We start from the raw sequence: 22,819 nt of genomic DNA on the forward strand, positions 1-22,819 counted from the left end.
CCAGCCCAGGGCGGCCCCGTAGAAGGCACGGGCTGCGGGGACGTCGGTGACGTTGATCTCGAACTGCACGGGGCGGTACGTGCTGGCTCTGTCGGAGGGGATGGGGTGTCCACCCTGCCCCTCAGCAGGTCGCCGCGGAACGGGTCGCCACCTGACCTGCGCCGCAGCCGGCTCAGGCCTCGGGCAGCTCCCTGAACGCCTTCTTCGCGGCGCGGTACCAGCCCATGCCCTTCACCGGGTTGCGCCACCGAGCCTTCATGTCGTCGCCGGCCCTCCGCGTGTCGATGCCGTGCACCGACGCCTCTGAGCATGCTGCACGGTCGCGCTCACCTCCCTCGTCGTCTGCGCTGGGCGGTCTCGTCCACTCGAGGGTGTACCTGAATGCCTCCCGCCGGCGCACCCGGGCGCCGGGGAGGTGCTCGCGGGCGACCGCGCGCACCTCGCGCAGCGAGTGCTGTGGATCCCGCACCGGGAACGGGGGCGGCCCCGCCGGCGCCTGGTTCGCAAGCGGGTGCTTCACCACACCGATGACGGGGTTGCTGATGGCGCACGCGATCTCCCACGCGGTGTCCGTGTGGGACTCCCTGCGGGCCAGCCCCACACACAGAAATCGCCCACCGGGGGCCAGGACGCGACTCACGTGCTGGAGGGTCTCTCGGAGCGGGAGGTGATGGAGCACCGCGCCATGACGACGGCGTCCACCGAGCCGCTCGGGAGGTCCGGGAGCTGGGCAGCCCCTACGAGCACGTTCGTGGCACCCAGTGCCGCCGCCCGTTGCAGGGTGGCCTCCCGCATCGCCGGATCGGTGTCACTGGCGATGACCTGCGCCGACCGGCACGCCAAGGCGACGGCGAGCTCACCTCGCCCGCACCCGATCTCGACGACCGTGGAACTCCCCGAGGGCACGCGCCGCAGGACCCAACCGTGGAAAAGTGGGCGTTGTGGCTCCAAGGATGGCGGTCGTTGAACCTTGTCAGGGCACGGATGGCCGCCGGCCCGAGGTCACGCATCCTCACGGCCGGCGGGCGGCGAGCACGAGGGCGGCGCCGTGGTCGTGCCCGGCCGGCAGACGCAGGTCGGCCACCGGCTCGAGGCCGGCCTCCCGCACGAGCCGGGAGAGCTCCTCGGGCTGCCAGCGGTGGGTCGTCCAGTCCACCGGCACCCCGTACGCCTCGGTGCGTCGCACGTCCTCGTGGCCGGCGTGGGTGGTCACGAGGAGCATCCCGCCGGGCACCAGCCACCCGGCCGCCCGGGACAGCACCTCCCCCACCGTCGGGCGGGGCAGGTGGAAGAGCGACCACCAGAAGAGCACCCCACCGAGCGACGACGGCTCGACCTCCAGCTCGGTGTGGCCCGCCACCTCGAAGGACAGGTGCGGGTGCCGTCGCCGCGCGTGCTCCACCATCGCCGGGGAGAGGTCCGTGCCGCGCACCTCCAACCCCAGCCCGTCCAGGTAGGCGGTCACCTGGCCGGGGCCGCAGCCGGCGTCCAGCACCGGGCCCAACCGGCGCACCTCTGCGGCGAAGGCGTCGAGGCACCCGCGCAGCCACGGCTGGCGGCGTACGTCGCCCATGCCCACGGACTCCAGCAGGTCCACGTACGCGCCGGCGGCCCGGTCGTAGGACGACCGGACCGCCTCGAGGTCGTGCGGGGAGCTCACGCGCCGGCGAAAACGAACTGGCCGGCGTCCATCACCTTCTGGTTGAACGCCCCGGTGTCGGCCCAGCGGGCGGCCATCTCGTCGGCGCTCTCCCCGGTGTGCGCGGTCTGGCAGGGGCCACCCAGCTGGGCGCAGGTCATGGTCTTCACGGTCGTCTCCTTCTGGACGGGGCGGGCGGTCCGTCGCCCACCACTCTCGAGCCTTGCACCACGTGTCCGCGGCGGACAACACCGGCCCCGCCGAGCACGCACGAGGGCGCCCCGCACCAGCTGGTGCGGGGCGCCCTCCCCAGAAGAAGATGCCGTGCGGCCGGCGGTCAGTCGCGGGTCAGCGCGGTGGAGCCGGAGCACTTGGCGGTGCCGGCCGGCACGTCGATGGCCGTCATGGCGGCCTCGGCGGCCTTGCACTCGGCCGAGTCGGCGCCGAACAGCTCGATGGCCGACTCGATGACGCCCTCACGGGCCTCGGCGTAGCCGGAGGACGAGGTCAGCTTGGTGGAGAGCGTGGTGTACCAGATCTTCTCCATCGCCTCGCGGCCCCCGCCCTCGACGGTCGAGCCGTCGCAGGTGGGCGAGTCGTACTTCACACCGTCGATCTCCTTGGCGCCCGAGCCCTCGGAGGCCAGGAAGAACCAGTGGTTCAGCGGACCGGAGCCCTGGTGGGGGTCCATGGAGTCGACCTCGGCCGAGTAGCAGCTCGGCGAGGAGCCGTCCTTCTGCGGGTCGTCCATGTAGCGCAGCGGGGTGCCGTCGCCGTTGATGTCGATCTGCTCGCCGATGAGGTAGTCGCCCTTGTCCTGCGCGTTCTGGGCGTGGAACTCCACGGCGGTGCCGAAGATGTCCGAGGTCGCCTCGTTCAGCCCACCGGACTCGCCGCTGTAGACGAGATTGGCCGTGGCCTCGGTGACGCCGTGGCTCATCTCGTGGGCCGCCACGTCCAGGGCCACCAGCGGGTTCTGGTTGCCCTCGCCGTCGCCATAGGTCATCTGCTGGCCGTCCCAGAAGGCGTTGACGTAGTTGTCGCCGTAGTGCACGCGGCTCGTGGCGCCCTTGCCGTCGTCCCAGATGCCGGCACGCTTGTGCACGGCCTCGAAGTAGTTGTAGGTGGACTGGGCGCCGAAGTGGGCGTCCACGGCGGCCGAGGCCGGGTCCTTCATGGTGCCGTCGCCCCAGGCGTTGTCCTCGTCGGTGAGCACCTCGCCACCGGACTGGGCGTTGCCCATGTCGACGGTCTGGTGGCCCTTCTCGTCCTCCATGGTGAAGGCGCCGTCGGAGCCCGCGGTCTCCATCTTCACGTCACCCACGTAGATGCCCTTGCCGGTGCCCTCCACGTGCTTGATCTCGTCCCAGGAGCCCAGCACCTCGCCGGTCTCGGCATCGACGTAGGACTTCACGCGCGAGGGGGTCTGGTCGGCGCGGACGCCGGTGGTGGTCACCTCGTAGGCCAGACGCGGCTCGTCGCCGTGGGCCCAGACCACCAGCTCGCCCTTGCTGGCGTTCTCGGTGGAGGCGGCCTTGCCCTTGGAGAGGGCGGCGGCCTTGGAGAGCTTGGGGGTGGTGCTGGCCACGGCGACCTCGGCGGAGGCCTTGTGGGTGTCCTTGACCTGGCCCTGGCCGTCCACGGCCACCACCATGTCGCCGCCGATGACGCGCAGGCCCTTGTAGGTGCGGTCGTAGCGGACGTGCTCGAAGCCGTTGGCGTCGGTGACGCTGCCCTTCTTCACCAGGACCTCGTCGGAGCCGGCGCCCAGCTGCTGGGCCACGGAGGGCTGGGCGGCCGCGGTGCCGTCGGCCAGCGGCAGGGCGTGCGCGGTCGGCAGCACCATGCCGGCGGTGGCGATGGCGGCAGCGACCCCCAGCGAGCTGCTTCGGACGGTGCGGAACATGGTGCCTCCTTGGTCAGGGCCGCCGCGTGGCGTTCCCCGGTCGTGTGTCGTGCGGCGGCCTCTCCCGTCGCGGTGCCCACACGCTCACCCGCTGGTGTGACCTGGGACAACCCTGTTGACCGAGCCGTGGTCCGTGGCCGAAGAACTCTTGACCGTTCGTGGGGGCGAGCCCGGGACGGCAGCGGTGGACGACGGCCGGAGTTGACCGTCGCCGGCCCTCACCCGAGGTCGAAGACGCGCACCGGCAGGCCGAGCCCGTGGTCGGTGCCCTCCCCGCCGCCACGCAGCATCGCGGGGATGAACTCGGCCGGGTCCGGGTGGTCCGGCAGGGCCTCGAGGTAGGCGGCGTGCTGCTGCAGGGAGGCCACGGCCCGCTCGGCGTCCTGCGGCTCCAGCGCGATGACGTGGTCCGGCTCGGCCGCGCCGGTCACCACCACCCAGCGGGTGCTCCACGGGTCGAGGCCCTCCTCGTCCACGAGCTCGGGGAAGATCCACCGGTTGCCCGCCGCGGCCACGGCATCGACCGCGGTCAGCCCGGCGACGCGGTGGTCGGCCTGGTTGAGGCCCCACGGCGCCACGTCCGCCCAGGTCGTGGTCATGACCAGCTGCGGGCGCACCTGGCGGATGACCCGGGCGATGTCGCGCCGCAGCGCCAGGGTGGGCTCGAGCACGCCGTCGGGGTGGTCGAGGATGCGCAGGTCCCCCACGCCCACCTGGCGGCAGGCGCTGCGCTGCTCCTCCGACCGGATGCGGCGCACCGTGTTGGGCTCCTGCGGCATGCCCGCCTCCCCGTGGGTGAGCAGCAGGTAGGACACGTCGACACCCCGGGAGGTCCAGTGCGAGACCGCCGCCGATGCGCCGTACTCCATGTCGTCGGGGTGGGCCACCACGCACAGTGCGCGTTCGAGGCCGTCGGGGGCGAAGGGCTGCAGTCCGCTCATGCGCCCACTGTGGCACCGCGTCGGCCACGGCGGAACCGCTGGCTACGCTGGCGCGGTGTTCCGCCAGCTGCCGCCCTCCACCCGCACCGACCTGCAGGTCGACGCCCTGTCCGGCTCGGTCGTGACCGATGCCGGGGACCACCTCGTGGTGCGCACCCCCGCCAACCCGGAGTACCACTGGGGCAACGCCGTCCAGGTGACCTCCGGGGACCCGGACGACGCCGCCCGCTGGGTGGCGGTGTTCGAGGCGGAGTTCCCCCAGGCGACGCACCGTGCCATCGGCCTGCCGCGCGAGCCCGACCCGACGGCCTGGGCCGGCACGGGGCTGGAGCCCGACGTGGTGGAGACCCTCACCGCCACGTCGACCCCCTCCCCCACCCCGGTGCCCACCGGCTTCACGGTGCGCCCGCTCGACGACGCCGCCTGGGAGCAGCGCCTGGCGCAGGAGCTCGCGGAGAACGCCGCCACGGGTGAGTACCCGGCCGATGAGTACGCCACGTTCATGGCCGGGCAGGTGGCCGCCCGGCGCCGTCTCGTGGACGAGGGGCGTGCCCACTGGGTGGGGGCCTTCACCGCGCAGGGCGAGCTCGCGGCCTCGTTGGGGGCGGTGGTGCTCCAGGGCGAGCCCGTGACGGCGCGGTACCAGTCGGTGCTCACCGCTCCGGCCCACCGTCGGCGGGGTCTGGCGCGCCACCTGCTCACGGTCGCGGCCGAGTGGGCGTGGGAGCGCGGCGCCCGCGAGCTGGTGATCGTGGCCGACGCGGACTCCGACGCCGGGCGGCTCTACCGCGCGGCCGGCTTCACGCCCGGGCCCCGCGGCCACGGCATGTACCGCGCGGCGGTCGAGCCGCGCACCGACACCCGCCCCGGCGAGGTGGTCGGCGGCACCACCACCTGGCCGGGACTCACCGACCCCGACCACTCCGCCTGGTACACCGAGCGCATGCGCTCGCTGGCCGCCAGCGGGCAGGACGTGCAGGGCGAGACGCGCCTGGTGGACGTCCTGGCGCCGCGCGGTGCCCGCCTCCTGGATGCCGGGTGCGGCCCCGGGCGGCACGCCGGCCACCTTCTGGGGCTGGGTTTCGACGCCGTGGGGGTGGACGTGGACCCCGCGCTCGTGGCCGCGGCCCGCGAGGACCACCCCGACGGCACCTGGTTGGTGGCCGACCTGGCCACGCTGGACCTCGCCGCCCACGGGCAGCCGGAGCCGTTCGACGGGGCCCTCATGGCCGGCAACGTGCTGGACTTCGTGGCGCCCGCGGCTCGTGGTGCGGTGCTGCAGCGGGTGGCCGCGCACCTGGTGCCCGACGGCTTCGTGGTGGTGGGCTGCCGCACCACCACCGGTTTCGACACCGCCGCGCTGGACGCGCTGCTGGCCCCGGCGGGCCTCACGCTGGAGCACCGCTTCAGCACCTGGGACCTGCGCCCGTGGACGCCCGAGGCCGAGTTCGCGGTGAGCGTGCTGCGCCGCCAGGGCTGAGGCTCATGCGGGGCCGGTGAGGCCGGGGCTGGCCTACCCCAGGTGGTGCCGTGGCCAGGACGAGATGTCCCGCAACAACTGGCGGTCGTGGGTCGCGACCACGACGGCGGCCGCGGTGCCCTGCATCCACTTGGTCAGGTCGTCCACCACCCCGGCCGAGAGGTGGTTGGTGGGCTCGTCCAGGAGCAGGAGGTCCGGGCGCTGCGCCAGCACCAAGTGCAGGTGCAGGCGCCGCTGCTGCCCCGGGGAGAGACGCCCCACGGGGGTGCGCAGGAGGTCGGCGTCCACGAGGCCGGAGGGTGCGGCGTGGCGGCCGCGCTGTTCGGCCAGGGTCCTGTCGATGAGGTGCTGCGCGGTCATCTCCTGTGGCCAGTCCGGCACCTCCTGCGAGAGCAGCACCACCCGGCCGGAGGGGTGCCGGTGGACCGTCCCGCCGGTGGGCTCCAGCGTCCCGGCCAGGAGTCGCAGCAGGGTCGACTTGCCCGCACCGTTGGCCCCGGTGACCACAAGGTGGTCACCACCACCCACGGTGAGGGTGGTGGGCACCAACCGCCCGGTCACGGCCACCTCATCGCAGTCCAGCAGGACGCGCGCGCCCGCTCCGGGGAGTTCGGGGAACCGCCGCTCGGCCGGGGGTGGCGGCACCGTCAGGGCGTACGCCTCCAGGGCCTCCTGCCGCCGGTTGAACGCCTGCACCGCACCCGCAGCCCGGGTGGCCCGCTGGTGCTTGCCGGTGCCCTTGTCCGGCCGCCACCCAGTGCGGAGGCGGCCGCGTGCCTCCTCGGCAGCCTGTTCCAGCTGGGCGCGTTCCTCGGTCTGCTCGGCGTACTCCTGCTCCCAGCGGGCGCGGTCCCGGCGGCGGCCCTCCACCCAGGCCTCGTGACCTCCCGCGTACAGGCGTGGCCGGCCGTTCGAGCTCGGGTCGAGGTCCAGGAAGGAGGTGGCCACGTCGTGCAAAAGCGCGCGGTCGTGGCTGACCACGGCCCATCCCCCGCGGTGCTCGCGCAGGCGGTCAGTGAGGAAGGCCAGGCTGGTGGCGTCGAGGTGGTTGGTGGGCTCGTCCAGCAGCAAAAGGTCGGAGTTCCCGCCCAGCGCGCAGGCCAACCGGACGCGGTACCGCTGGCCCACCGACAGCCTGGCCAGGGCGCGTTCGCGGTCGGTGCAGGCATCCAGACCGGCGAGGGCAACGTCAATGCGGCGCTCGGCATCCCAGGCGTCGAGCACCGTGGCCCGGTCCAGGGCGGCTGCGTACTCCTCGTCCGCCCCTGCGCGTTCCTCCGCAAGGGCCTGCGTAGCCCCATCGAGCCGTGACAGCGCGTCCAACGAGGGGGCGATGGCGTGACGCACCAGGGAGCCGACGGTCTCCCCCGCACGGGAGGCCAGGTCCTGCTCCACCAGGGTGAGGGTGCCCACCCGGCTCAGCTGCCCCGCATCGGGCTCGAGGGTGCCGGCCAGGACGTGGAGCAGGGTGGTTTTACCCCGTCCGTTCTCGCCGACGATGGCCAGCCGGGACCCGGCGGTCACGCTGACGTCGACGTCGGTCAGGAGGGTGCGGTGCCCCAGGGTGACGTGGATGCCCTCGGCGCGGATGTGGGCGCCGGCACCCGCCGGGACGTCTGGCTGGGAGGGCGCGGAGGAGGGCGTGTCAGGGGTGGATGAGGCGCGGTGATCGATGTTCTGCATGGTGCTCTCTTCGACTCGTCAGGGAGCCGGGCAGCACTGACAGGACCGCCCGGCGGGGACCGTGACGGCGTGCAGAGGAAGAAGGGTCGACTCCGCCGCCGTCAGCGGCGGGTGCGGAGCCTCATCGATGCGGTCATGCACCCATCGTAGGCGCGTGGGCCGGGCAGTGCAGCGAGTTTCCTGCGTCGCACCGGGGTGCCGCGTCGCTCAGGAGGCCGCGGCGGTGGCGCGACGGTCACGGGCGGCCACCCACAGCAGCGGGACCACGGCCAGGCCCAGCACCGCGCCGAGCCAGGACAGGCCCGCGAAGCTGCTGGCAGCCACGACCATGCCGGAGAAGGCACCTCCAGCGGCACCGGCCAAGGCGATGAGGACGTCGATGGTGCCCTGCGTCCGGGCGCGGTTGGCCGGGACGGTGCCGTCCACCACCAGGGCCGTGCCGGAGATGAGGCCCAGGTTCCAGCCCAGGCCCAGCAGTACCAGGGCCAGGACGATCCACCCCATCGACTCGCCCGGGGCCAGGGCGGCCACCACCCCGGCGGCCAGGAGCGTGGCGCCGGCTGCGGCGGCCATGGGCAGGCGCCCGACGCGGTCGATGAGGGCGCCGGTCACCAAGGAGGGCAGGTACATGGCGGCGATGTGGAGGCTGATGACCAGCCCCACGTCACCCAGGTCGTGGTGGTGGGCCCGCATGTGGACCGGGGTCATGGTCATGATCGCGACCATCACCACCTGGGTCATCACCATGACGCCGGCGCCCACCCAGGCGGTCGGACGTGCCGGGGGCAGAGAGGTGCTGGCGGTGACCGGTGCCGTGGCAGCCCCGCGTGTGTCTGGTTCGTGGGCCGCGGGGTCCGGATCGGCATCCGTTCCGGCCAGCGTCTTGGCCAGCAGGAAGGGGTCCGGTCGCAGCATGACCAGCAGGACGGCGCCCGCCGCCAGGTAGGCGACCGAGGCCAGCATGAACGGACCCGCCAGCGACGGAATCCCCCAGGCTCCGGCCAGTCGGCCCAGCGGTTCCACCAGGTTCGGTCCGGCGACGGCGCCGACCGTGGTGGACACCATGGCCATGCTCACCGCGGTCGCGCGGCGCTGCGGCGTGGCCAGGTCCGTGCCGGCGTAGCGGGCCTGCAGGTTGGTGGCTGTGCCGGCCCCGTAGACGAACAGAGCGAGGAACAGCAGCCACACCTGGCCCAGCACGGCCGCGAGGACCACGCCCGCGGCACCCACACCACCGACCGCGAAGCCGACCCCGAGGCCCATGCGTCGACCCCTGCCCTGGGTCACCCGGCCCACCAGGTAGGCCGCGAGCGCTGACCCCAGGGTCACGATCGCCACCGGGATGCCGGCCAGCCCCTGGGAGCCGAGCATCTCCTCGGCCAGCAGGGCACCGACGGTCGCGCCGGCCGCCAGTCCCGCGCCACCGAGCACCTGGCTGAGCACCACCACCCGCAGGGTGCGGGTCTGGATGGCGTCCCGTTGTTCCGGCGTGGACACAGCAGGGCCTTGAACAGCTGTGGGTGCGGTCACAGTGGTGCTCCTTCGGTCGGCCGCCGGTCATCCTGCCCCACGGGGAAGTGACCCCACGCGCCGCCGGCAGCATGCGCCTGTGGCAAGCACCTTCCAGGTCGTGACCGACACCCGGCACAGTCCCGCGCAGCTCTTCGAGCTGTCTCTGGACGTCGGCGAGCACGTGGGCTCCATGCGCAGCTCGGGAGAGATGGCCATCGCGGGGGTGACCTCCAGGATCCTCGACCTCGGCGACCAGGTGACCTGGCGTGCCCGCCACCTCGGCCTGTGGTTCCGGCTGACCGTGCGCATCACCGCCCTCGACCGCCCCCACCCGCGCCCTCACCGCCACCAGCACCGGGACCGGCGAGCTCGTCTCCGCCGCCCTCGATGCGGGGAACCGTCACCTCATCGTCGGCGTGGGTGGGTCCGCCTGCTCCGACGGCGGACTCGGCCTGCTCACCGCCCTGGGCGCCCATGTGCTCGACGCGGACGGTCAGCCCGTCCCGCCCGGCGTCCCCGGCCTGGAACGCGCCGCCCGCCTCGACCTGACGCCCGTCCGCGAGCGCCTCACCGGCATCCGCCTCACCCTGGCGGCCGACGCCACCAATCCCCTGCTCGGCCCCCACGGCGCCGCCGCCACGTACGGACCGCAGAAGGGCGCCGATGCGGTGACGGTCGACCGCATCCAGGCCGCCCTGACACGGTGGTCAGGTCTCCTGGTCGAGGCGGGGTGCCCGCCCGGGCTGGTCGAGTCACCCGGTGCGGGGCGGCCGGAGACGTGGGTCTGGCGTTGATGGCCCCGGGCGCTGAACGGGTCTCCGGTGTGGACATGCTGCTGGACCTCGCGGGGCTGGATGCGAACCTGTCCACCGCCGACCTGGTGGTGACGGGCGAGGGTCGCCTGGACGGTCAGACCCTCTCCGGCAAGGCACCCGCCGGGGTGCTGGAACGGGCGCGCCGGGCGGGTATTCCCGTGGTGGCCGTGTGCGGCACCACAGAGCTCAGCGAGGCCGAGGCCCGAGCGGCGGGGTTCACCGGCGTGGCCACCCTGCAGGAGCTCGAACCCGACCCCGCGCGGTGCCTGGCCGATCCCGCACCGCTGCTCCACCGCATCGGGGAGGACCTGGGGCGGCAGCTCAGCGCCGGCTGACCGCTCAGCGCGCGGCGGCCAGTTCGTCGTCCACCAGGACCTCGGCCGCACCGCGCCATCCGGCAAGGGCCAGCAGCACGCCGGAGAGCGCCATCAGCCACAGCACGATCGTCACGCTGCCGGTCGCGGCCACGATCGCCCCCACCGCCAGCGGCCCCACCGCCGCGAAGATGTAGCCCACCGGTTGCACGATGCCCGAGAGCCGCGCCGTGATCAGCGGGTCGGCGGTCCGGGCCGGCAGCAGCGCGATCACCATCGGGAAGGCGAAACCGCCGAGGCCCAGCACCAGCGCCCACACCAGGGCCAGCGAGTGCGGCGCCACGAGCAGCCCCAGGTACCCGATGGTGGTCAGCCCACCGCAGATCACCGCCAGCGTGCGCAGCGAGGACACCGTCTCGATGAGGCCGGGCATGATCCACCCGCCCAGCACGCCGCAGGCGGCGATGAGCGCGGTGTAGAAGCCGCCCATCCCGGCCGAGACGCCACCCTCGGTGTAGATGCGCGGCAGCCAGCCGAACTGGGTGTAGGCGTTGGTGGACTGCAGGGCGAACATCGCCGTGAGCGCCACGGCCGTCGGCGAACGCCAGATGCTCACGTGGGAGGCCTGCTCGGCCAGGGCGTTCCGCGGGAAGTCGTGGCCGGTCCGCCGGACGACCACCGCCCACATCGCCAGGGGCACCAGGGCGATCACCGCCCAGGCCAGCACCGAGATCCGCCAGTCGCCGCCGGAGGGGTCGGGTCCGTGACCGATGCGGGGCAGCACCGACGCACCCGGCAACCCGGTGAGTGGGATGGCCAGCATCGCGCCGGCCGAGCCGCCGATCGACAACACGGCCACGTAGACCGCCATCAGCTGCCGCTGCTGGGTGCCCGAGCTGTGCCGCTTCACCCACGCCGGCACGAGCACGTTGCCCAGCGCCCCGCCCACCAGGGCCAGGACGCTCAGGGCGAGGAAGATCCCCATCGAGCCGACCACCGGTCGCAGCGCCAGGCCCGCCACGGAGATCCCCAGCGCCGCCACGATGGCACCGCTCAGCCCCAGCCGGCGGCCAATGGGGACCGCCGCCAGCCCCAGCACGCCGAAGATGAAGGGCGGCAGCGCGGTCAGCACTCCGGCACCGAGCCCGCCCCCGCCGAGGTCGGCGGAGATGTCCGGCAGCAGCGGGCCCAACGAGGTGGCCGCGGGCCGCAGCATGAGCGCCACGGTGGCCACGGCCACGATTGCCACCACCGGACCCACGGGAAGACGGCGCCGGGATCCGATGGTGGGGGTGCTCATGGAGCGAACCTTAGGAGGCGGCCTCCTCCAGCGATGCCAGCGACTCCGCCAGGTAGTCCACCCCGAAGGCGGGCAGCGGCACCTCCTCGCGGAACCAGTCCGGGGTGTCGGTCCAGTCGTAGGTCAGCGTGACCTCGGTGGCCAACCCGCCGGCCTGGTCCACCGGCTCCAGCTCGTACCGCCAGGTCCACCACGTGTCCTCGGATAGGTGCCCGTCTCGCAGCATCCCCGGCGCCCACGCGATGACGCGCTCGGGCTCCAGCGCGATCACCCGGTTGTGCATGACGTACGGCTCGCCGTTCTGCGGGAAGGCCATGTTCATGCCGAACACCTGGCCCACGCGCGTCAGGGGCTCGGGCTCGATGGCGTCCCGCACCCAGTTGGTCGGCTCGGTGTCCTGGTGCCGGGCCGGGTCGCTCAGCACGGCCCACACCGCGGCGGCCTCCACGGGCATCCGGCGGGAGGCGGACATCACCTCACGGTCATCGCTCATGGAGCAACGGTCCCAGACAAACCCGTTGCGGTCCACGCCCACGGCTGTCAGGGTGACGCCATGGACTCCTGAGCTGACGCCCTCCCTCGTGACGCGGCATGCGCCCCGCGAGGAACGACGCTGCCCTCGGAAGGCCCCATGAACCACCCTCACCCCACGGACCCCACCACGTCCGCCGGCCACACGGCATCGGACCACCTGCGTCTGGACGGCATCTCCCGCACCTTCCCCGACCGCCGCGTGCTCACCGATGTCTCCCTGACGATCCCCGCCGGTCAGGTGGCCGTCCTCATCGGGGAGAACGGGTCCGGCAAGTCCACCCTCCTGCGCCTCGCCGCGGGCCTCGACGAGCCCGATGCGGGGACCGTCCACCGCACCGGGACGGTGGGCCTGCACCACCAGGAGCCACCGTTCGACCTGCACCTGACCGTCGAGCAGGTGCTCCAGCGGGCCACGGCCCCGGTCCGTGCCCTCATCGATGAGGTGGAGCGCGCCGGGCAGGAAGTCGCCGCCGACGTACCCGGGGCGACCGAGCGCCTGGCCGATGCCCTGGCCCGGGCCGAGCACGCCGACGCCTGGGAGATCGACCACCGCACCGACCGGGTGGTCGAGGGTCTGGGCATCTCCCGCATCCACCGCTCCCGCCGCGCGGACGAGCTGTCCGGCGGCCAGGTCTCGCGCCTGTCCCTGACGTGGTTCCTGCTGCGCTCGCCGCACACCCTGCTGCTGGACGAGCCCACCAACCACCTGGACGACGCCGCCGCGGGCCTGCTCACCGACCTACTGACAGCGTGGAAGGGGCCGGTCCTCCTCGCGAGCCACGACCGCACCTTCACCGACCAGGTGGCCGACGTGCTGTACGACCTCGACCCCTCTCCCCTGCCGTACGCGGACGTGGCGACCGACCACGACTCCCCCGGTTCCGGCCACGGCGTCACCCGGTTCACGGGTCGATGGGGTGAGTACCTCACCTGGCAGCGGCGCACGCGGGCCGAGTGGGAGACCCGCTTCCGCGACGAGCAGGCGGAGATCCGCCGGCTGGAACAGCGCGAGCGAGACGACCACACCGTCGGCCGCCCCGAGCGGGGACCGCGCACGGAGGCACGGGTTGCCAAGAAGTTCTACGCCGACCGCAACGCCAAGGTGGTGGCCCGGCGAGTCAACGACGCCCGCACGGCGCTGGAGCGACTCCGCGAGGAGCAGGTGCGCAAGCCCCCGGCCACCCTCACCTTCCGTGCCCTGGACGGGCTGTCCCGGGCGAGCGTGCCCCCGGGGCCGGTGCTCACCGCATCGGGCGTGGCCGTCACCGGACGCCTGGCGCCCACCTCGGTCTCGCTGACCGCCACCGACCGCCTGCTGGTCACCGGCCCCAACGGCAGCGGCAAGTCCACCCTGCTCGCCGTGCTGGCCGGCCCGCTGCGGCCCGATGCGGGGAGCGTCACCCGTGCGCCGCGGCTCACCACCGGCCTGCTCACCCAGGAACCGCGCCTGCCCGACGGCGACCCGACGGTCCGCGAGGCCTACCGGCTGGCCGTCGGCGACCGGGTGGCGCAGGAGGTGCCCCTGGCGGCCACGGGCCTGCTGGCCGGGCGCGACCTGGACCGCCCCGTGAGCCGCTTGAGCGTGGGGCAGCGCCGACGCCTGGACCTGGCCGTCGCCCTGGCCAGCCCGCCGGAGGTCCTGTTGCTCGACGAGCCCACCAATCACCTGTCCCTGCGGCTGGCCACGGAGCTGGAGGAGGCGCTGGTGGACTATCCCGGTGCCGTGGTGATCGCCACCCACGACCGCTGGCTGCGCGAGAACTGGGACGGCCGGGTGCTTGACTTGACCCCGTGACGCCCGCCTCCGCCGCCGACCACGCCGACCCGCCGCCGCGGCACCGGCGGGCTCGACGGGGTGGCCGCCGGGTGCTGGCCACGCTGGCCCGCACCCGGCTGGTCCGAGCGGCCCGCCGCTACCTGCTGGCGCACGGCAACGTGTACGCCGGGGGTGTGACGCTCTCGGCCATGATCTCGCTGGTGGCCGCGTTGACCCTGGGCGTCACGGTCTTCCGCCTGCTGCTGGGGCGCCACCCACGGCTCATGGACGCCCTCGTGGGCGCGGTGAACGACAGCTTTCCCGGACTGCTCGGCGACGAGGGACAGTCCGGCCTGGTCTCCACCGGGGACCTGGCCCTCCACGGCGGTCTCACCCTGGCCACCCTGGTGACCCTCCCGGTGCTGCTGTGGACGGCCACCAACGCGATGACGGACCTGCGCCTCTCGCTGCGCGCGATGTTCGGTCTGGGCTCGCTGCCGCTGCACCCCGTGCGGGCCAAGCTCTGGGACCTCGTGGGGATGCTGCTGCTGGGCACCTCCGTGGTGCTCACCGCACTGCTCTCGTGGGGCGCGACCTGGGCCACGCGCCAGGCCCTGGACCTGGTGCGGCTGGAGGCCGAGGCCGAGTGGCTCGTGCGCGGGGCCGCGCTCGCGGCGGCCGCCCTGGTGGACGCGCTCACCATCGGACTGCTCGTGCGGGTGGCGGCCAAGGTGCGCACCCCGTGGCCGCAGCGGTGGCGGGGTGCGCTGCTCGGTGCGCTCGGGTGGGGCGTGCTGCGCCTGGCCGGCACGTCCGTCATCGGGGCGTGGGACAACCCGCTGGTGGCCTCGTTCGCCGGCCTGGTGACCCTGGTGGTGTGGATCAACCTCGCCGTGCGGTGGGCCCTGTTCAGCGCGGCGTGGACGGCCGACCCGCCGGCACCCCGCGCGCTGGAGGGCGAGGAGGTGCACGCCGCCGAGGTGCCCAACTACGTCACCCTGGCCGCCCCGCACACGCTGCTGTGGCCCCACCACCGGGTGACCGGAGCCGTGCTCGCGCCCCGGGACGCGTGGCCGGACCACCGGGCCGGTGCCCACGCCCCGGGCCACGACCCGACTCCGGGTTGATGAATTTCCCAGCCGTCAGGTCTACCGTCCGGGACATGCCCCACGACGTGCCGATGACCTCGATCGACCTCGTCATGGCCCTGGCCGGTGACGACGTCGAGACCCGCGACCCCGACGAGGTGGCGCGCAGCATCGGGACCCGCCTGTCGGACTTCCGGCTGCGCTACAAGTTCGCGCTCGACGAGGTGCTCACCAAGATCGACATCCTGCGCGAGGAGGCCGAGGCCCGCGGGCAGCGCGGCCCCATCGAGCACGTGAAGCACCGGGTGAAGTCCTTCGACTCCATCCTCCACAAGATGAACCGCTTGGGCACCGGTCCGGACCTGGACGTGGTGGCCCGGGAGATCCGCGACATCGCCGGCGTGCGCGTGACCTGCCCGTACATCGAGGACACCTTCCGCCTGGCCGAGATGCTCATGGGCCAGCCGGACCTGACGGTGCTGGAGACCAAGGACTACATCTCCCACCCCAAGCCCAACGGCTACCGGTCGCTGCACCTCATCGTGAGCGTTCCGGTGTTCCTCTCCGAGGAGACGCTGGAGGTGCCCGTGGAGATCCAGATCCGCACCATCGCCATGGACTTCTGGGCCAGCGTGGAGCACGAGATCCGCTACAAGTACGCCGGCGGGCTGCCGCTGGAGGTGGCCGACACCCTGCTGGCCTCGGCGGCCACCGCGTGGGAGCTGGACCGGCAGATGTCCGGTGTGCGCCAGAGCGTGCGCTCCCTGGCGCCCCCGGCCTGAGGGCCGGCGCGCCCCGGGGCGGGGCACGCCGGCGCGGGCTCAGTCCTCCCGGCGCTCGTCCAGCTCGCGCTCGAGCTGCTCCACCGGGTTCTCCACCCGCGGCGGGTGCAGGATGGCGCGCGAGACGTTGTGGAACTCGTACCGGGCCAGCAGCTGGGCGGCGTCCTCCACCGGCAGCTCGTAGGCGTTGGCCAGCATGCGCACGTTCTCCGTGTAGAAGGCATGCAGCCGGTCCACGCTCTTGATGAACTCGATCTCCTTGGAGGCCATGGGGGGTCCCTTCGTCGGCGTGAACTTCAGCGTCCCCATCTTGCCCCACGACGCGATTCCGCGCACCCAGAATCGCACTAGGCTCCCCGGCATGGACACGTCCCCGCAGCTGGCCGTGGTCGTCAATCCCGTGCACGCCCTGTCCTCTCCCGCCGTCCGGGCCACGCGCGAGGTGGTGGCCGAACTCGGGTGGCCCGCGCCGCTCGTGCTGTCCACCACCCCCGACTCCCCCGGCGCCGAGCAGGCCCGGGAGGCGCTCGCAGCCGGGGCCACGCGCGTGGTCGTGGTGGGAGGCGACGGCACGGTGCGGCAGGTGGCCGACGCGCTGGCGGGCACCGAGTGCGTCCTGGGCATCGTGCCCACCGGTACCGCCAACCTGGCCGCCCGCAACCTCGGCCTGGCCCAGCTGACCCGCAAGGGCCTGCGCCACGCGGTGACGGCCGCGGTCACCACCGCCGGCGACCACATCGACGTCGGGCGCGCCACCTGGCGCGGCACCGAGGGGCTGCAGCGCGGCACCTTCCTGGTGACCGCCGGCATGGGTCACGACGCCGCGATCATCCAGGACGTGGAGAGTGCCGACAAGGAGCGCCACGGGTGGCGGGCCTACGTGCGCCCGGCCCTGGCGCGGGCCGCCGACCCCGGCTGGCCGGTCACCGTGGACGGCGAGGAAGGGGAACCGTGGAGCGTGCTGGTCACCAACTCCGGGGCCATCCCGTGGGGGCTCGGCGTCTCCTCGGCCCGCATGGACGACGGCCTGCTCCAGGTGGTCGTGGTGGACCCCGACCCGCTCGTGGAGTGGCTCACCGTGGCCCTGGCGGGGGTGCTGCCGCAGGTGCCGCGCCTGCCCGGCATCCGCCGGCACTCCACGGCGACCGCCACGCTGCGCCCCGACTCCCCCGCCCCGGCCCACCTCGACGGCGACCCGCTGGGCGAGGTGTGGGAGCTCACCTGCTCGGTGGAGCCCGCTGCCCTGTGGGTGGCCCGCCCCCACCCGGCGCGCGACTCCAGCCCCGCGCTCGACCCGCACGTGCTCACCAGCGCCACCCCCGCCGGGGTTGTCGCGGTCATCCGCTCCCTGCGCGAGGGTGGCATCACCCCGGCCGAGCGCGAGGCGGTGACCTCCGCCCTGCTGGCCCTCCAGGGCGAGCACTTCCAGGAGGTCAAGTACCTGCTCAACTCCGGCGGCGACGGGCACGACCTGGAGCACTTCGTCTACGACGTGCTCGATGCCGGGCAGCGGCGCCGGGTGCTCGACCACATCGCTGCCCAGGCGGTGCCGCACGACGAGCTGCGGGTGCTCAGCGACATCGACGACACCTTCAAGGCCAACCTCCACGACCGCCGGTACGACCGGGGCACCGTCTACCCGGGCGTGGTGGAACTGCTCGTGGCCCTGGACCGCTCCGACGCCGCGGGCGACGCCTCCCGCCCGGGCGACCTGACCTTCGTCACCGCCCGTCCCGCCGGTCCGCGCGACCTGCTGGAGCGCTACTCGGCCAAGGGCTTCACCGGGCTGGGGCTGCCGGCGCACACCATCCTCACCGGGACCGTCCGCGGGCTCGTGGACCGGGGACGGATGCGCGACGGCAAGGTGCGCAACATGCGCCGCGATGCCGCGCTGTTCCCCGAGTGTCGGCAGGTCTTCCTCGGCGACTCCGGCCAGGCCGATGCCGAGGTGGCCCTCGAGGTGCGCCGCCGCTGGCCGGATCACCTCACGGCGGCCTTCATCCACTGCGTCACCGAGGTGGACGAGGCCACCCGCGAGCGCTGGCGGGCCGCGGGAGTGCACCCCGTGGACGACTGGGCCCAGGCCGCGCGGGTGGCCGGGCAGCTCGGCCTCATCGACACCGCGGCGGTGCAGCGCGTGGAGGCCGCCGTCGCGGCCGGGGTGCCGGCGCTGGCCGACACCGACGGCACCCGGCCCGTCCCGGCCCGCTGAGCGGGCTCACTTCTCGAGGCGCTCCAGCCGGTCGAGGATCGCGCGGCCCCGCCCGGAGGTCTCGTCGAGGGCCACCGGGTAGCCGCCACGCAGCGCCACCGGCGTGAACGACAGGTCGGTCACGCCCTGGTCGTCCAGTGTGAGGTGCAGGATGGCCGAGTCGGTCTGCTCGGCGCCCTCGGGGTAGCCGTCGAACACGAAGTTGCCCAGCCCCCAGGCCACCGCCGTGCCGTCCTGCGGGTCCTGCCGGTAGCCCTGGAGCACGTGCGCGTGGTGGCCCAGGACGGCCGTGGCGCCGGCGTCCAGGGCGGCCTGTGCGATGGCGCGCTGTTCCTCCACGAGGAAGGTCTTGTTCTCCCGCCCGGCGTGCATCACCACGAGCACGTCGTCCACCTGGTCACGGACCGCGGCCACGTCCTGGGCCACCTGCTCGGGGTGTCCCCAGGCGACGCCGGCGCGCTGGGAGGTGGCCTCCCACTGCTTGTTGGAGAAGAAGATGCGGGCGTTGTCGGCAGGCACGTCCATGTAGCTGAGCACTGCGATCCGCCGGCCGTTGGCCTCCAGGACCGCTGGCTCGCGGGCGGCCCGGGGGTCGGCGCCGGCCCCCGAGTGCGGCAGCCCCGCCTGGTCGAGGGCACGGACGGTGGAGAGGATGCCGGGCTCGCCGAAGTCGTAGACGTGGTTGTTGGCCAGGCTCACGTGGTCGAAGCCGGCGTCCAGCAGCACCTCCGGCGAGGAGGGCGGCGACATGAAGGTGTACCGCTTGTGCTGCCGGTCGCCCTGGTCCCGGGCGGTGCCCAGCGTGGTCTCGAGGTTGCCCAGCGTGAGGTCGGCGGAGGCCAGCTCGTCGGCGACGCCGGCGAACACCCGGGACCCCCGGCCCGCGGTGATGTCACCGGCCGCCCGGTGGGCGAGCTTGAGGTCGCCGACGACCGCGAGGTGGACCGGGCCGGCGGCTGGGTCGTCGGGACGCTGCGCGGGCGGCACCACGGCACCCTCCGGGGCGGGGTCGGAGGAGGGCGAGGGCTCGGAGGAGCTGGGGGCCGACGGGTCGGCGGAGGCCGCGGTGGACGGGGAGTCCGACGGCTCGGACGACGCGGACTCCCCCGGCGAGCCGGTCACGGGCGAGGAGGCGGTGGTCGCGGTGGAGCCGGTGGACGGGTCCTGCCCGGACTGCTCGGCACACCCACCCACGACGATCGACGTGGTGGCGGCAGCGGTCAGGGCGAGGGTACGGCGCGGGGAGATCACGCCCGGCACCCTAGGGGGTAGCACTGTCAGTCGGCTGTCACGCCCCGCCGCGGTCCGGGTGCCTGCAGGCTGCCACCGTGACACCATGGCGCGCGTGAATCGACTGACACACCTGCGCAGGTGGGAACCCAAGGGTCTGGAGGCCCTGCGGGTCCGCAATGACGATGCCCGACGCGCACCGGATCGCGACCCCGACTCCGTGGGCGACCGCAGCGAGGTCATCGCCCGGGGGTTCCGCTCCACGGCGGCGTTCGCGGGCCGCCTCCTGCTCGTCATGGCGGCGCTGGGGGCCGTGCTGTGGCTCGTGGGCAAGCTCTGGGTGGGCGTCCTGCCCCTGCTGCTGGCCCTCATCCTGGCCTCGGTGCTCCAGCCGGTGGCCCGGCTGCTGCGCTCCTTCATGCCCAACGGTCTGGCGGCCCTGACCACGGTGCTCGGGGCGCTGGTGCTGCTGCTGGCGGTCCTCTCGGCCATCATCCCCTCGATGGTGGACCAGAGCGGCCAGCTGGCCGAGCGCACCGTCACCGGCATCGAGCAGGTGCAGGACTGGGCCTCCCGGCCGCCGCTGAACATCCAGGACCAGCAGGTCAACAAGGCGATCGACCAGCTGACCACCAAGATCCAGGACGCCAGCGGTGAGATCGGCAAGGGTGTCTTCAGCGGCGTCGCGGCCGTCGGGTCGGCCTTCGTGACGGCCCTGATGACCCTGGTGCTCACCTTCTTCTTCGTCCGCGACGGCGACCGCTTCCTGCCGTGGGTGAGCCACCTCTCGGGACGCGCCGCGGCCCCGCACATCACCGCCCTGGGCACCCGCCTGTGGAGCACCCTCAGCGGCTACGTGCGCAGCCAGGCCATCATCTCGGCGGTCGACGCCACCCTCATCGGCATCGGCCTGGTGGTGCTCGGCGTGCCGATGTGGGGTGCCCTGGCCATCCTCACCTTCCTCGGTGGCTTCGTGCCCATCGTGGGTGCCGTCACGATCGGTACGTTGAGCGTGCTCGTGGCGCTGGTCTCCGTGGGCCTCACCAAGGCGCTCATCCTGCTGGGCATCGTGCTCTTCGTGCAGAACGTGGAGGGCAACATCCTGCAGCCGATCGTGCAGGGCAAGGCCATGCAGCTGCACGAGGGCATCGTGCTGCTCTCGGTGGCCGTGGGTGGCTCCATGTGGGGCATCCCCGGCGCCTTCCTGGCCGTCCCGGTGGCCGCGAGCGTGGTGGTGGTGCTGCGCTACCTCAACGAGCAGGTGGACCTGCGCTCCATGGACGACCCGGAGACCCGCGCCCGCCGGCAGGACCTGCTGGAGGACGAGGAGACCCGCCGGGAGCAGGAGGAGTCCCGCGAACCGACCGCTGTGGTGCCGGTCTGCGTCGACTCCGACGGCCAGCCGCTGGACCCGCAGCCGGGTCCCGACGGTCCCCGCGACCGCGGCAGCGGAGCCACCGTGGAGGGGCTGGACCCCGAGCGCGGCTGAGGCCGCAGCGGGTCCTGACACGACGGAGCCCCACGCGCCGGAGGGGGGATGGTGCGTGGGGCTCCGTCGTGCGTGCCGGCCGAGGGGGTCGGCACGCGGCTCGGGGGATCGTCAGCTGGCCTTCTTGGTCACGCCGCGACGGTCGCGCAGGTACTGCAGGCGCTCCTCGAGGAGCTCCTCGAGCTCCGGGATGGAACGGCGCTCCAGGAGCATGTCCCAGTGGGTGCGCACCGGCTTGGTGGGCTTGCGCTCCGGCTCCGGGCCGTTCTCGAGCTTGGCCTCCTTGCCGCAGCGGCACTCCCACAGGGCGGGGAGTTCGGCCTCCACGGAGAAGGGCAGCTCGGTGACGTGGCCCTCGGGGCAGTTGTAGCGCACCAGCTGTCGCTCGCTGAAGGTGACGTTCTCGTCGCTCTCCATCGACAGGGCGGACAGGTTGGTGCCACGCAGGGAACGCTCGGCCATGCTTGTACTCCTGATGCCCCGGCGAGGGGGCGGACGCTGGGTGACTGGTGGTCCGTCGGTGGGCGTCGGCGCGGTCTCGTGACGCGCGACGGCCCGTGCCACGCACAGGTGAACGCACGGTGACGTGCGCGTGTTCCCGGGTGGCCACCCCGATGGGGTGTGAGGTGCCGCTGCAGAGCGGCAATCCGTCAGTGTGCCAGAGGTGCGGTGTTCACCGCCAGTTCACGGCCCCGTGGCGTGGCACACCTCAGCGCGACCACCGGGGCGGGTCGACGATCTCGCCCTCGAGCACCTCGTCCTCCCCCGCCGTGGCGGACCCTGACGTGCCCGCACCCGGGCGGGGCGGACTCGTGCGCGCGTCGTCGGTGGGGGTGCCGAACCCGGAGGGTCCCGCGGGGCCACTCCCCCAGGCGCCGAAGCCCATCGGCTCCTCGCCGAAGGGGTCGCCGCCGATGAGGCCGCCGAGGAGCTTCTTCTCCACCACGCGCTGCAGCACCCGGCGCGTGATCGGCCGGGTGAAGGGCACCACGAGGAACAGGCCCATGGCGTCGGTCACGAAGCCGGGGGCCAGCAGCAGCGTGCCGCCCACCAGCACCAGCGCGGCGTCGGTGAGCTGCCGCGAGAGCTCGTGGCCGGTGGCCAGGGAGTTCTTGAGCAGCTTCCAGGTGCGCGAGCCCTCGCGCGTGACCAGCCAGGCGCCGAGGCTCGACCAGAAGACGAGCATCAGCAGTGTCCACCCGATGCCGATCTGCTGGCCGACGCTGATGATGACGGCGACCTCCAGCATCGGCATGACCAGCAGCAGCACGCTGAGGGCCACCATCCAGCGGGGGCGACGGCGCCGGGTGCGCCCGGCGCCGGAGGAGATCACACGGGGGCTCACCGGTGGCCCAGCTCCTGAGTCCGGCCGCGGCCCAGGGCGCGGCGCACCTGGCCGAGGCGGTGCTCCACGGCCCAGCGTGTCACCCGCACCAGCGACTCCTTGACGATGGAGGAGTCCATCTTGGAGTTGCCGCGCTCGCGCTCGATGAACTCGATCGGCACCTCCACCACGCGCATGCCGGAGCGGACCGCACGCCAGGCCATGTCCACCTGGAAGCAGTAGCCCACCGAGTCCACGGTGGTGAGGTCCATGGCGCGCAGGGCGCTGGCGCGGTACACGCGGTAGCCGCCGGTGGCGTCGCCCAGCGGCATGCCCAGGGCGATCTTGATGTACAGGTTGCCCGCCATCGAGATGATCTTGCGGTCCAGCGGCCAGTTCACGACGCTGCCGCCGGGCACCCAGCGGGAGCCCAGCACCAGGTCGGCACCGCGGTCGGCGGCCTCCAGCAGCAGGTGCAGCTGCTCGGGCTGGTGGGAGCCGTCGGCGTCCATCTCCACCGCGGCGTCGTAGCCCTGCTCCAGGGCCCACGCGAAGCCGGCGAGATAGGCGCGTCCGAGGCCCTCCTTGCCCTTGCGGTGCAGCACGTGCACCTGCGGGTCGGCAGCGGCCATGCGGTCGGCGATCTCACCGGTGCCGTCCGGGGAGTTGTCGTCCAGCACCACCACGTCCACCTGCGGGGTCGCGGCGCGCACGCGCCCGACGATCCACTCGATGTTCTCGGCCTCGTTGTAGGTGGGGATCAGGACGGCCACGCGCTGCAGGGGCGCGGTGCGGGCGGTGGTCTGGCTCACGG

21 protein-coding genes and 1 pseudogene are annotated in these 22,819 nt (G+C 73.4%); 7 read left to right on the forward strand and 15 right to left on the reverse strand.

Annotated elements, in window-relative coordinates; all coding sequences use genetic code 11:
• Positions 1-172 precede the first annotated feature (172 nt).
• The 6 genes from CYJ76_RS13040 to CYJ76_RS00565 form a co-directional block, all read right to left on the reverse strand.
• Positions 173-295 (reverse strand): hypothetical protein, encoded by a 123-nt coding sequence (locus tag CYJ76_RS13040; RefSeq protein WP_269148587.1) that lies wholly within the window; start codon positions 293-295, stop codon positions 173-175.
• A 341-nt stretch (positions 296-636) separates the two neighbouring features.
• Complete coding sequence (locus tag CYJ76_RS13180) at positions 637-906, reverse strand: class I SAM-dependent methyltransferase (RefSeq protein WP_202820442.1); 270 nt, start codon at positions 904-906, stop codon at positions 637-639.
• A 106-nt stretch (positions 907-1,012) separates the two neighbouring features.
• Positions 1,013-1,660, reverse strand: a complete 648-nt coding sequence (locus tag CYJ76_RS00555; RefSeq protein ID WP_238138098.1) for a class I SAM-dependent methyltransferase — start codon at positions 1,658-1,660, stop codon at positions 1,013-1,015.
• The gene (locus tag CYJ76_RS12315) at positions 1,657-1,809 is read right to left on the reverse strand and encodes a hypothetical protein (protein WP_168168473.1); all 153 of its coding nucleotides are present in this window, start codon (positions 1,807-1,809) and stop codon (positions 1,657-1,659) included. Before CYJ76_RS12315 ends, CYJ76_RS00555 begins: the two co-directional genes overlap by 4 nt.
• 167 nt (positions 1,810-1,976) lie before the next feature.
• Positions 1,977-3,545, reverse strand: coding sequence for a M4 family metallopeptidase (locus CYJ76_RS00560; RefSeq protein WP_101848933.1), 1,569 nt, complete (start codon positions 3,543-3,545; stop codon positions 1,977-1,979).
• A 218-nt stretch (positions 3,546-3,763) separates the two neighbouring features.
• Entirely contained in the window at positions 3,764-4,486 is a 723-nt protein-coding gene (locus CYJ76_RS00565) for a PIG-L deacetylase family protein (RefSeq protein ID WP_070705264.1), read from the reverse strand.
• Positions 4,487-4,541: 55 nt separating this feature from the next.
• On the opposite strand from CYJ76_RS00565, the gene CYJ76_RS13130 reads away from it, so the two are divergent.
• The gene (locus CYJ76_RS13130; protein ID WP_168168467.1) at positions 4,542-5,966 is read left to right on the forward strand and encodes a GNAT family N-acetyltransferase; all 1,425 of its coding nucleotides are present in this window, start codon (positions 4,542-4,544) and stop codon (positions 5,964-5,966) included.
• A 33-nt stretch (positions 5,967-5,999) separates the two neighbouring features.
• Here the strand turns inward: CYJ76_RS13130 and CYJ76_RS00575 are convergent, their stop codons facing one another.
• Both CYJ76_RS00575 and CYJ76_RS00580 read right to left on the reverse strand, forming a co-directional pair.
• Positions 6,000-7,649, reverse strand: coding sequence for an ABC-F family ATP-binding cassette domain-containing protein (locus tag CYJ76_RS00575; protein ID WP_083323572.1), 1,650 nt, complete (start codon positions 7,647-7,649; stop codon positions 6,000-6,002).
• Between the two features lie 207 nt (positions 7,650-7,856).
• The gene (locus CYJ76_RS00580) at positions 7,857-9,146 is read right to left on the reverse strand and encodes an MFS transporter (protein ID WP_070705263.1); all 1,290 of its coding nucleotides are present in this window, start codon (positions 9,144-9,146) and stop codon (positions 7,857-7,859) included.
• A gap of 407 nt (positions 9,147-9,553) precedes the next feature.
• Between CYJ76_RS00580 and CYJ76_RS12725 the strand changes: the two are divergent.
• Positions 9,554-10,311, forward strand: a pseudogene (locus CYJ76_RS12725) (glycerate kinase); the annotation flags it as partial.
• Between the two features lie 4 nt (positions 10,312-10,315).
• Here the strand turns inward: CYJ76_RS12725 and CYJ76_RS00595 are convergent.
• A complete protein-coding gene (locus tag CYJ76_RS00595; protein ID WP_101848935.1) occupies positions 10,316-11,590 on the reverse strand; it encodes an MFS transporter in 1,275 nt (424 codons plus the stop codon).
• Positions 11,591-11,600: 10 nt separating this feature from the next.
• Positions 11,601-12,083 (reverse strand): SRPBCC family protein, encoded by a 483-nt coding sequence (locus tag CYJ76_RS00600; protein ID WP_070705266.1) that lies wholly within the window; start codon positions 12,081-12,083, stop codon positions 11,601-11,603.
• 138 nt (positions 12,084-12,221) lie between these two features.
• Between CYJ76_RS00600 and CYJ76_RS00605 the strand changes: the two genes are divergently transcribed.
• The 3 genes from CYJ76_RS00605 to CYJ76_RS00615 are packed head-to-tail and all read left to right on the forward strand — an operon-like array spanning position 12,222 to position 15,750.
• Positions 12,222-13,919, forward strand: coding sequence for an ABC-F family ATP-binding cassette domain-containing protein (locus tag CYJ76_RS00605; RefSeq protein WP_070705259.1), 1,698 nt, complete (start codon positions 12,222-12,224; stop codon positions 13,917-13,919).
• Positions 13,916-15,007: a YihY/virulence factor BrkB family protein gene (locus CYJ76_RS00610; RefSeq protein ID WP_101848936.1), complete on the forward strand. Its 1,092-nt coding sequence runs from the start codon at positions 13,916-13,918 to the stop codon at positions 15,005-15,007. The genes CYJ76_RS00605 and CYJ76_RS00610 overlap by 4 nt, the downstream gene beginning before the upstream one ends.
• A 35-nt stretch (positions 15,008-15,042) precedes the next feature.
• The gene (locus CYJ76_RS00615; RefSeq protein WP_070705257.1) at positions 15,043-15,750 is read left to right on the forward strand and encodes a GTP pyrophosphokinase; all 708 of its coding nucleotides are present in this window, start codon (positions 15,043-15,045) and stop codon (positions 15,748-15,750) included.
• Positions 15,751-15,789: 39 nt separating this feature from the next.
• Here the strand turns inward: CYJ76_RS00615 and CYJ76_RS00620 are convergent, their stop codons facing one another.
• Complete coding sequence (locus tag CYJ76_RS00620) at positions 15,790-16,020, reverse strand: hypothetical protein (RefSeq protein WP_070705256.1); 231 nt, start codon at positions 16,018-16,020, stop codon at positions 15,790-15,792.
• A 91-nt stretch (positions 16,021-16,111) separates the two neighbouring features.
• On the opposite strand from CYJ76_RS00620, the gene CYJ76_RS00625 reads away from it, so the two are divergent.
• Positions 16,112-17,962 carry a diacylglycerol kinase family protein gene (locus CYJ76_RS00625; protein ID WP_180802158.1) on the forward strand — a complete coding sequence of 617 codons (1,851 nt, stop codon included), beginning with the start codon at positions 16,112-16,114 and terminating at the stop codon, positions 17,960-17,962.
• 6 nt (positions 17,963-17,968) lie between these two features.
• On the opposite strand, the gene CYJ76_RS00630 is transcribed toward CYJ76_RS00625, so the two are convergent.
• Positions 17,969-19,213 (reverse strand): CapA family protein, encoded by a 1,245-nt coding sequence (locus CYJ76_RS00630; protein WP_070703481.1) that lies wholly within the window; start codon positions 19,211-19,213, stop codon positions 17,969-17,971.
• 94 nt (positions 19,214-19,307) lie between these two features.
• Here CYJ76_RS00630 and CYJ76_RS00635 point away from each other — a divergent pair, with 94 nt between their 5' ends.
• Positions 19,308-20,681: an AI-2E family transporter gene (locus CYJ76_RS00635; RefSeq protein ID WP_237769697.1), complete on the forward strand. Its 1,374-nt coding sequence runs from the start codon at positions 19,308-19,310 to the stop codon at positions 20,679-20,681.
• 111 nt (positions 20,682-20,792) lie between these two features.
• Here the strand turns inward: CYJ76_RS00635 and CYJ76_RS00640 are convergent, their stop codons facing one another.
• The 3 genes from CYJ76_RS00640 to CYJ76_RS00650 form a co-directional block, all read right to left on the reverse strand.
• Positions 20,793-21,143 (reverse strand): RNA polymerase-binding protein RbpA, encoded by a 351-nt coding sequence (locus CYJ76_RS00640; protein ID WP_070703482.1) that lies wholly within the window; start codon positions 21,141-21,143, stop codon positions 20,793-20,795.
• Between the two features lie 247 nt (positions 21,144-21,390).
• Positions 21,391-22,026: an FxsA family protein gene (locus CYJ76_RS00645; protein WP_237769698.1), complete on the reverse strand. Its 636-nt coding sequence runs from the start codon at positions 22,024-22,026 to the stop codon at positions 21,391-21,393.
• Positions 22,023-22,817, reverse strand: a complete 795-nt coding sequence (locus CYJ76_RS00650) for a polyprenol monophosphomannose synthase (protein WP_070703483.1) — start codon at positions 22,815-22,817, stop codon at positions 22,023-22,025. The genes CYJ76_RS00645 and CYJ76_RS00650 overlap by 4 nt, the downstream gene beginning before the upstream one ends.
• Positions 22,818-22,819: the final 2 nt, after the last annotated feature.

The sequence above is a fragment of the Kytococcus schroeteri genome (assembly GCF_002847825.1).
In the GTDB taxonomy this organism is placed as follows: domain Bacteria; phylum Actinomycetota; class Actinomycetes; order Actinomycetales; family Dermatophilaceae; genus Kytococcus; species Kytococcus schroeteri.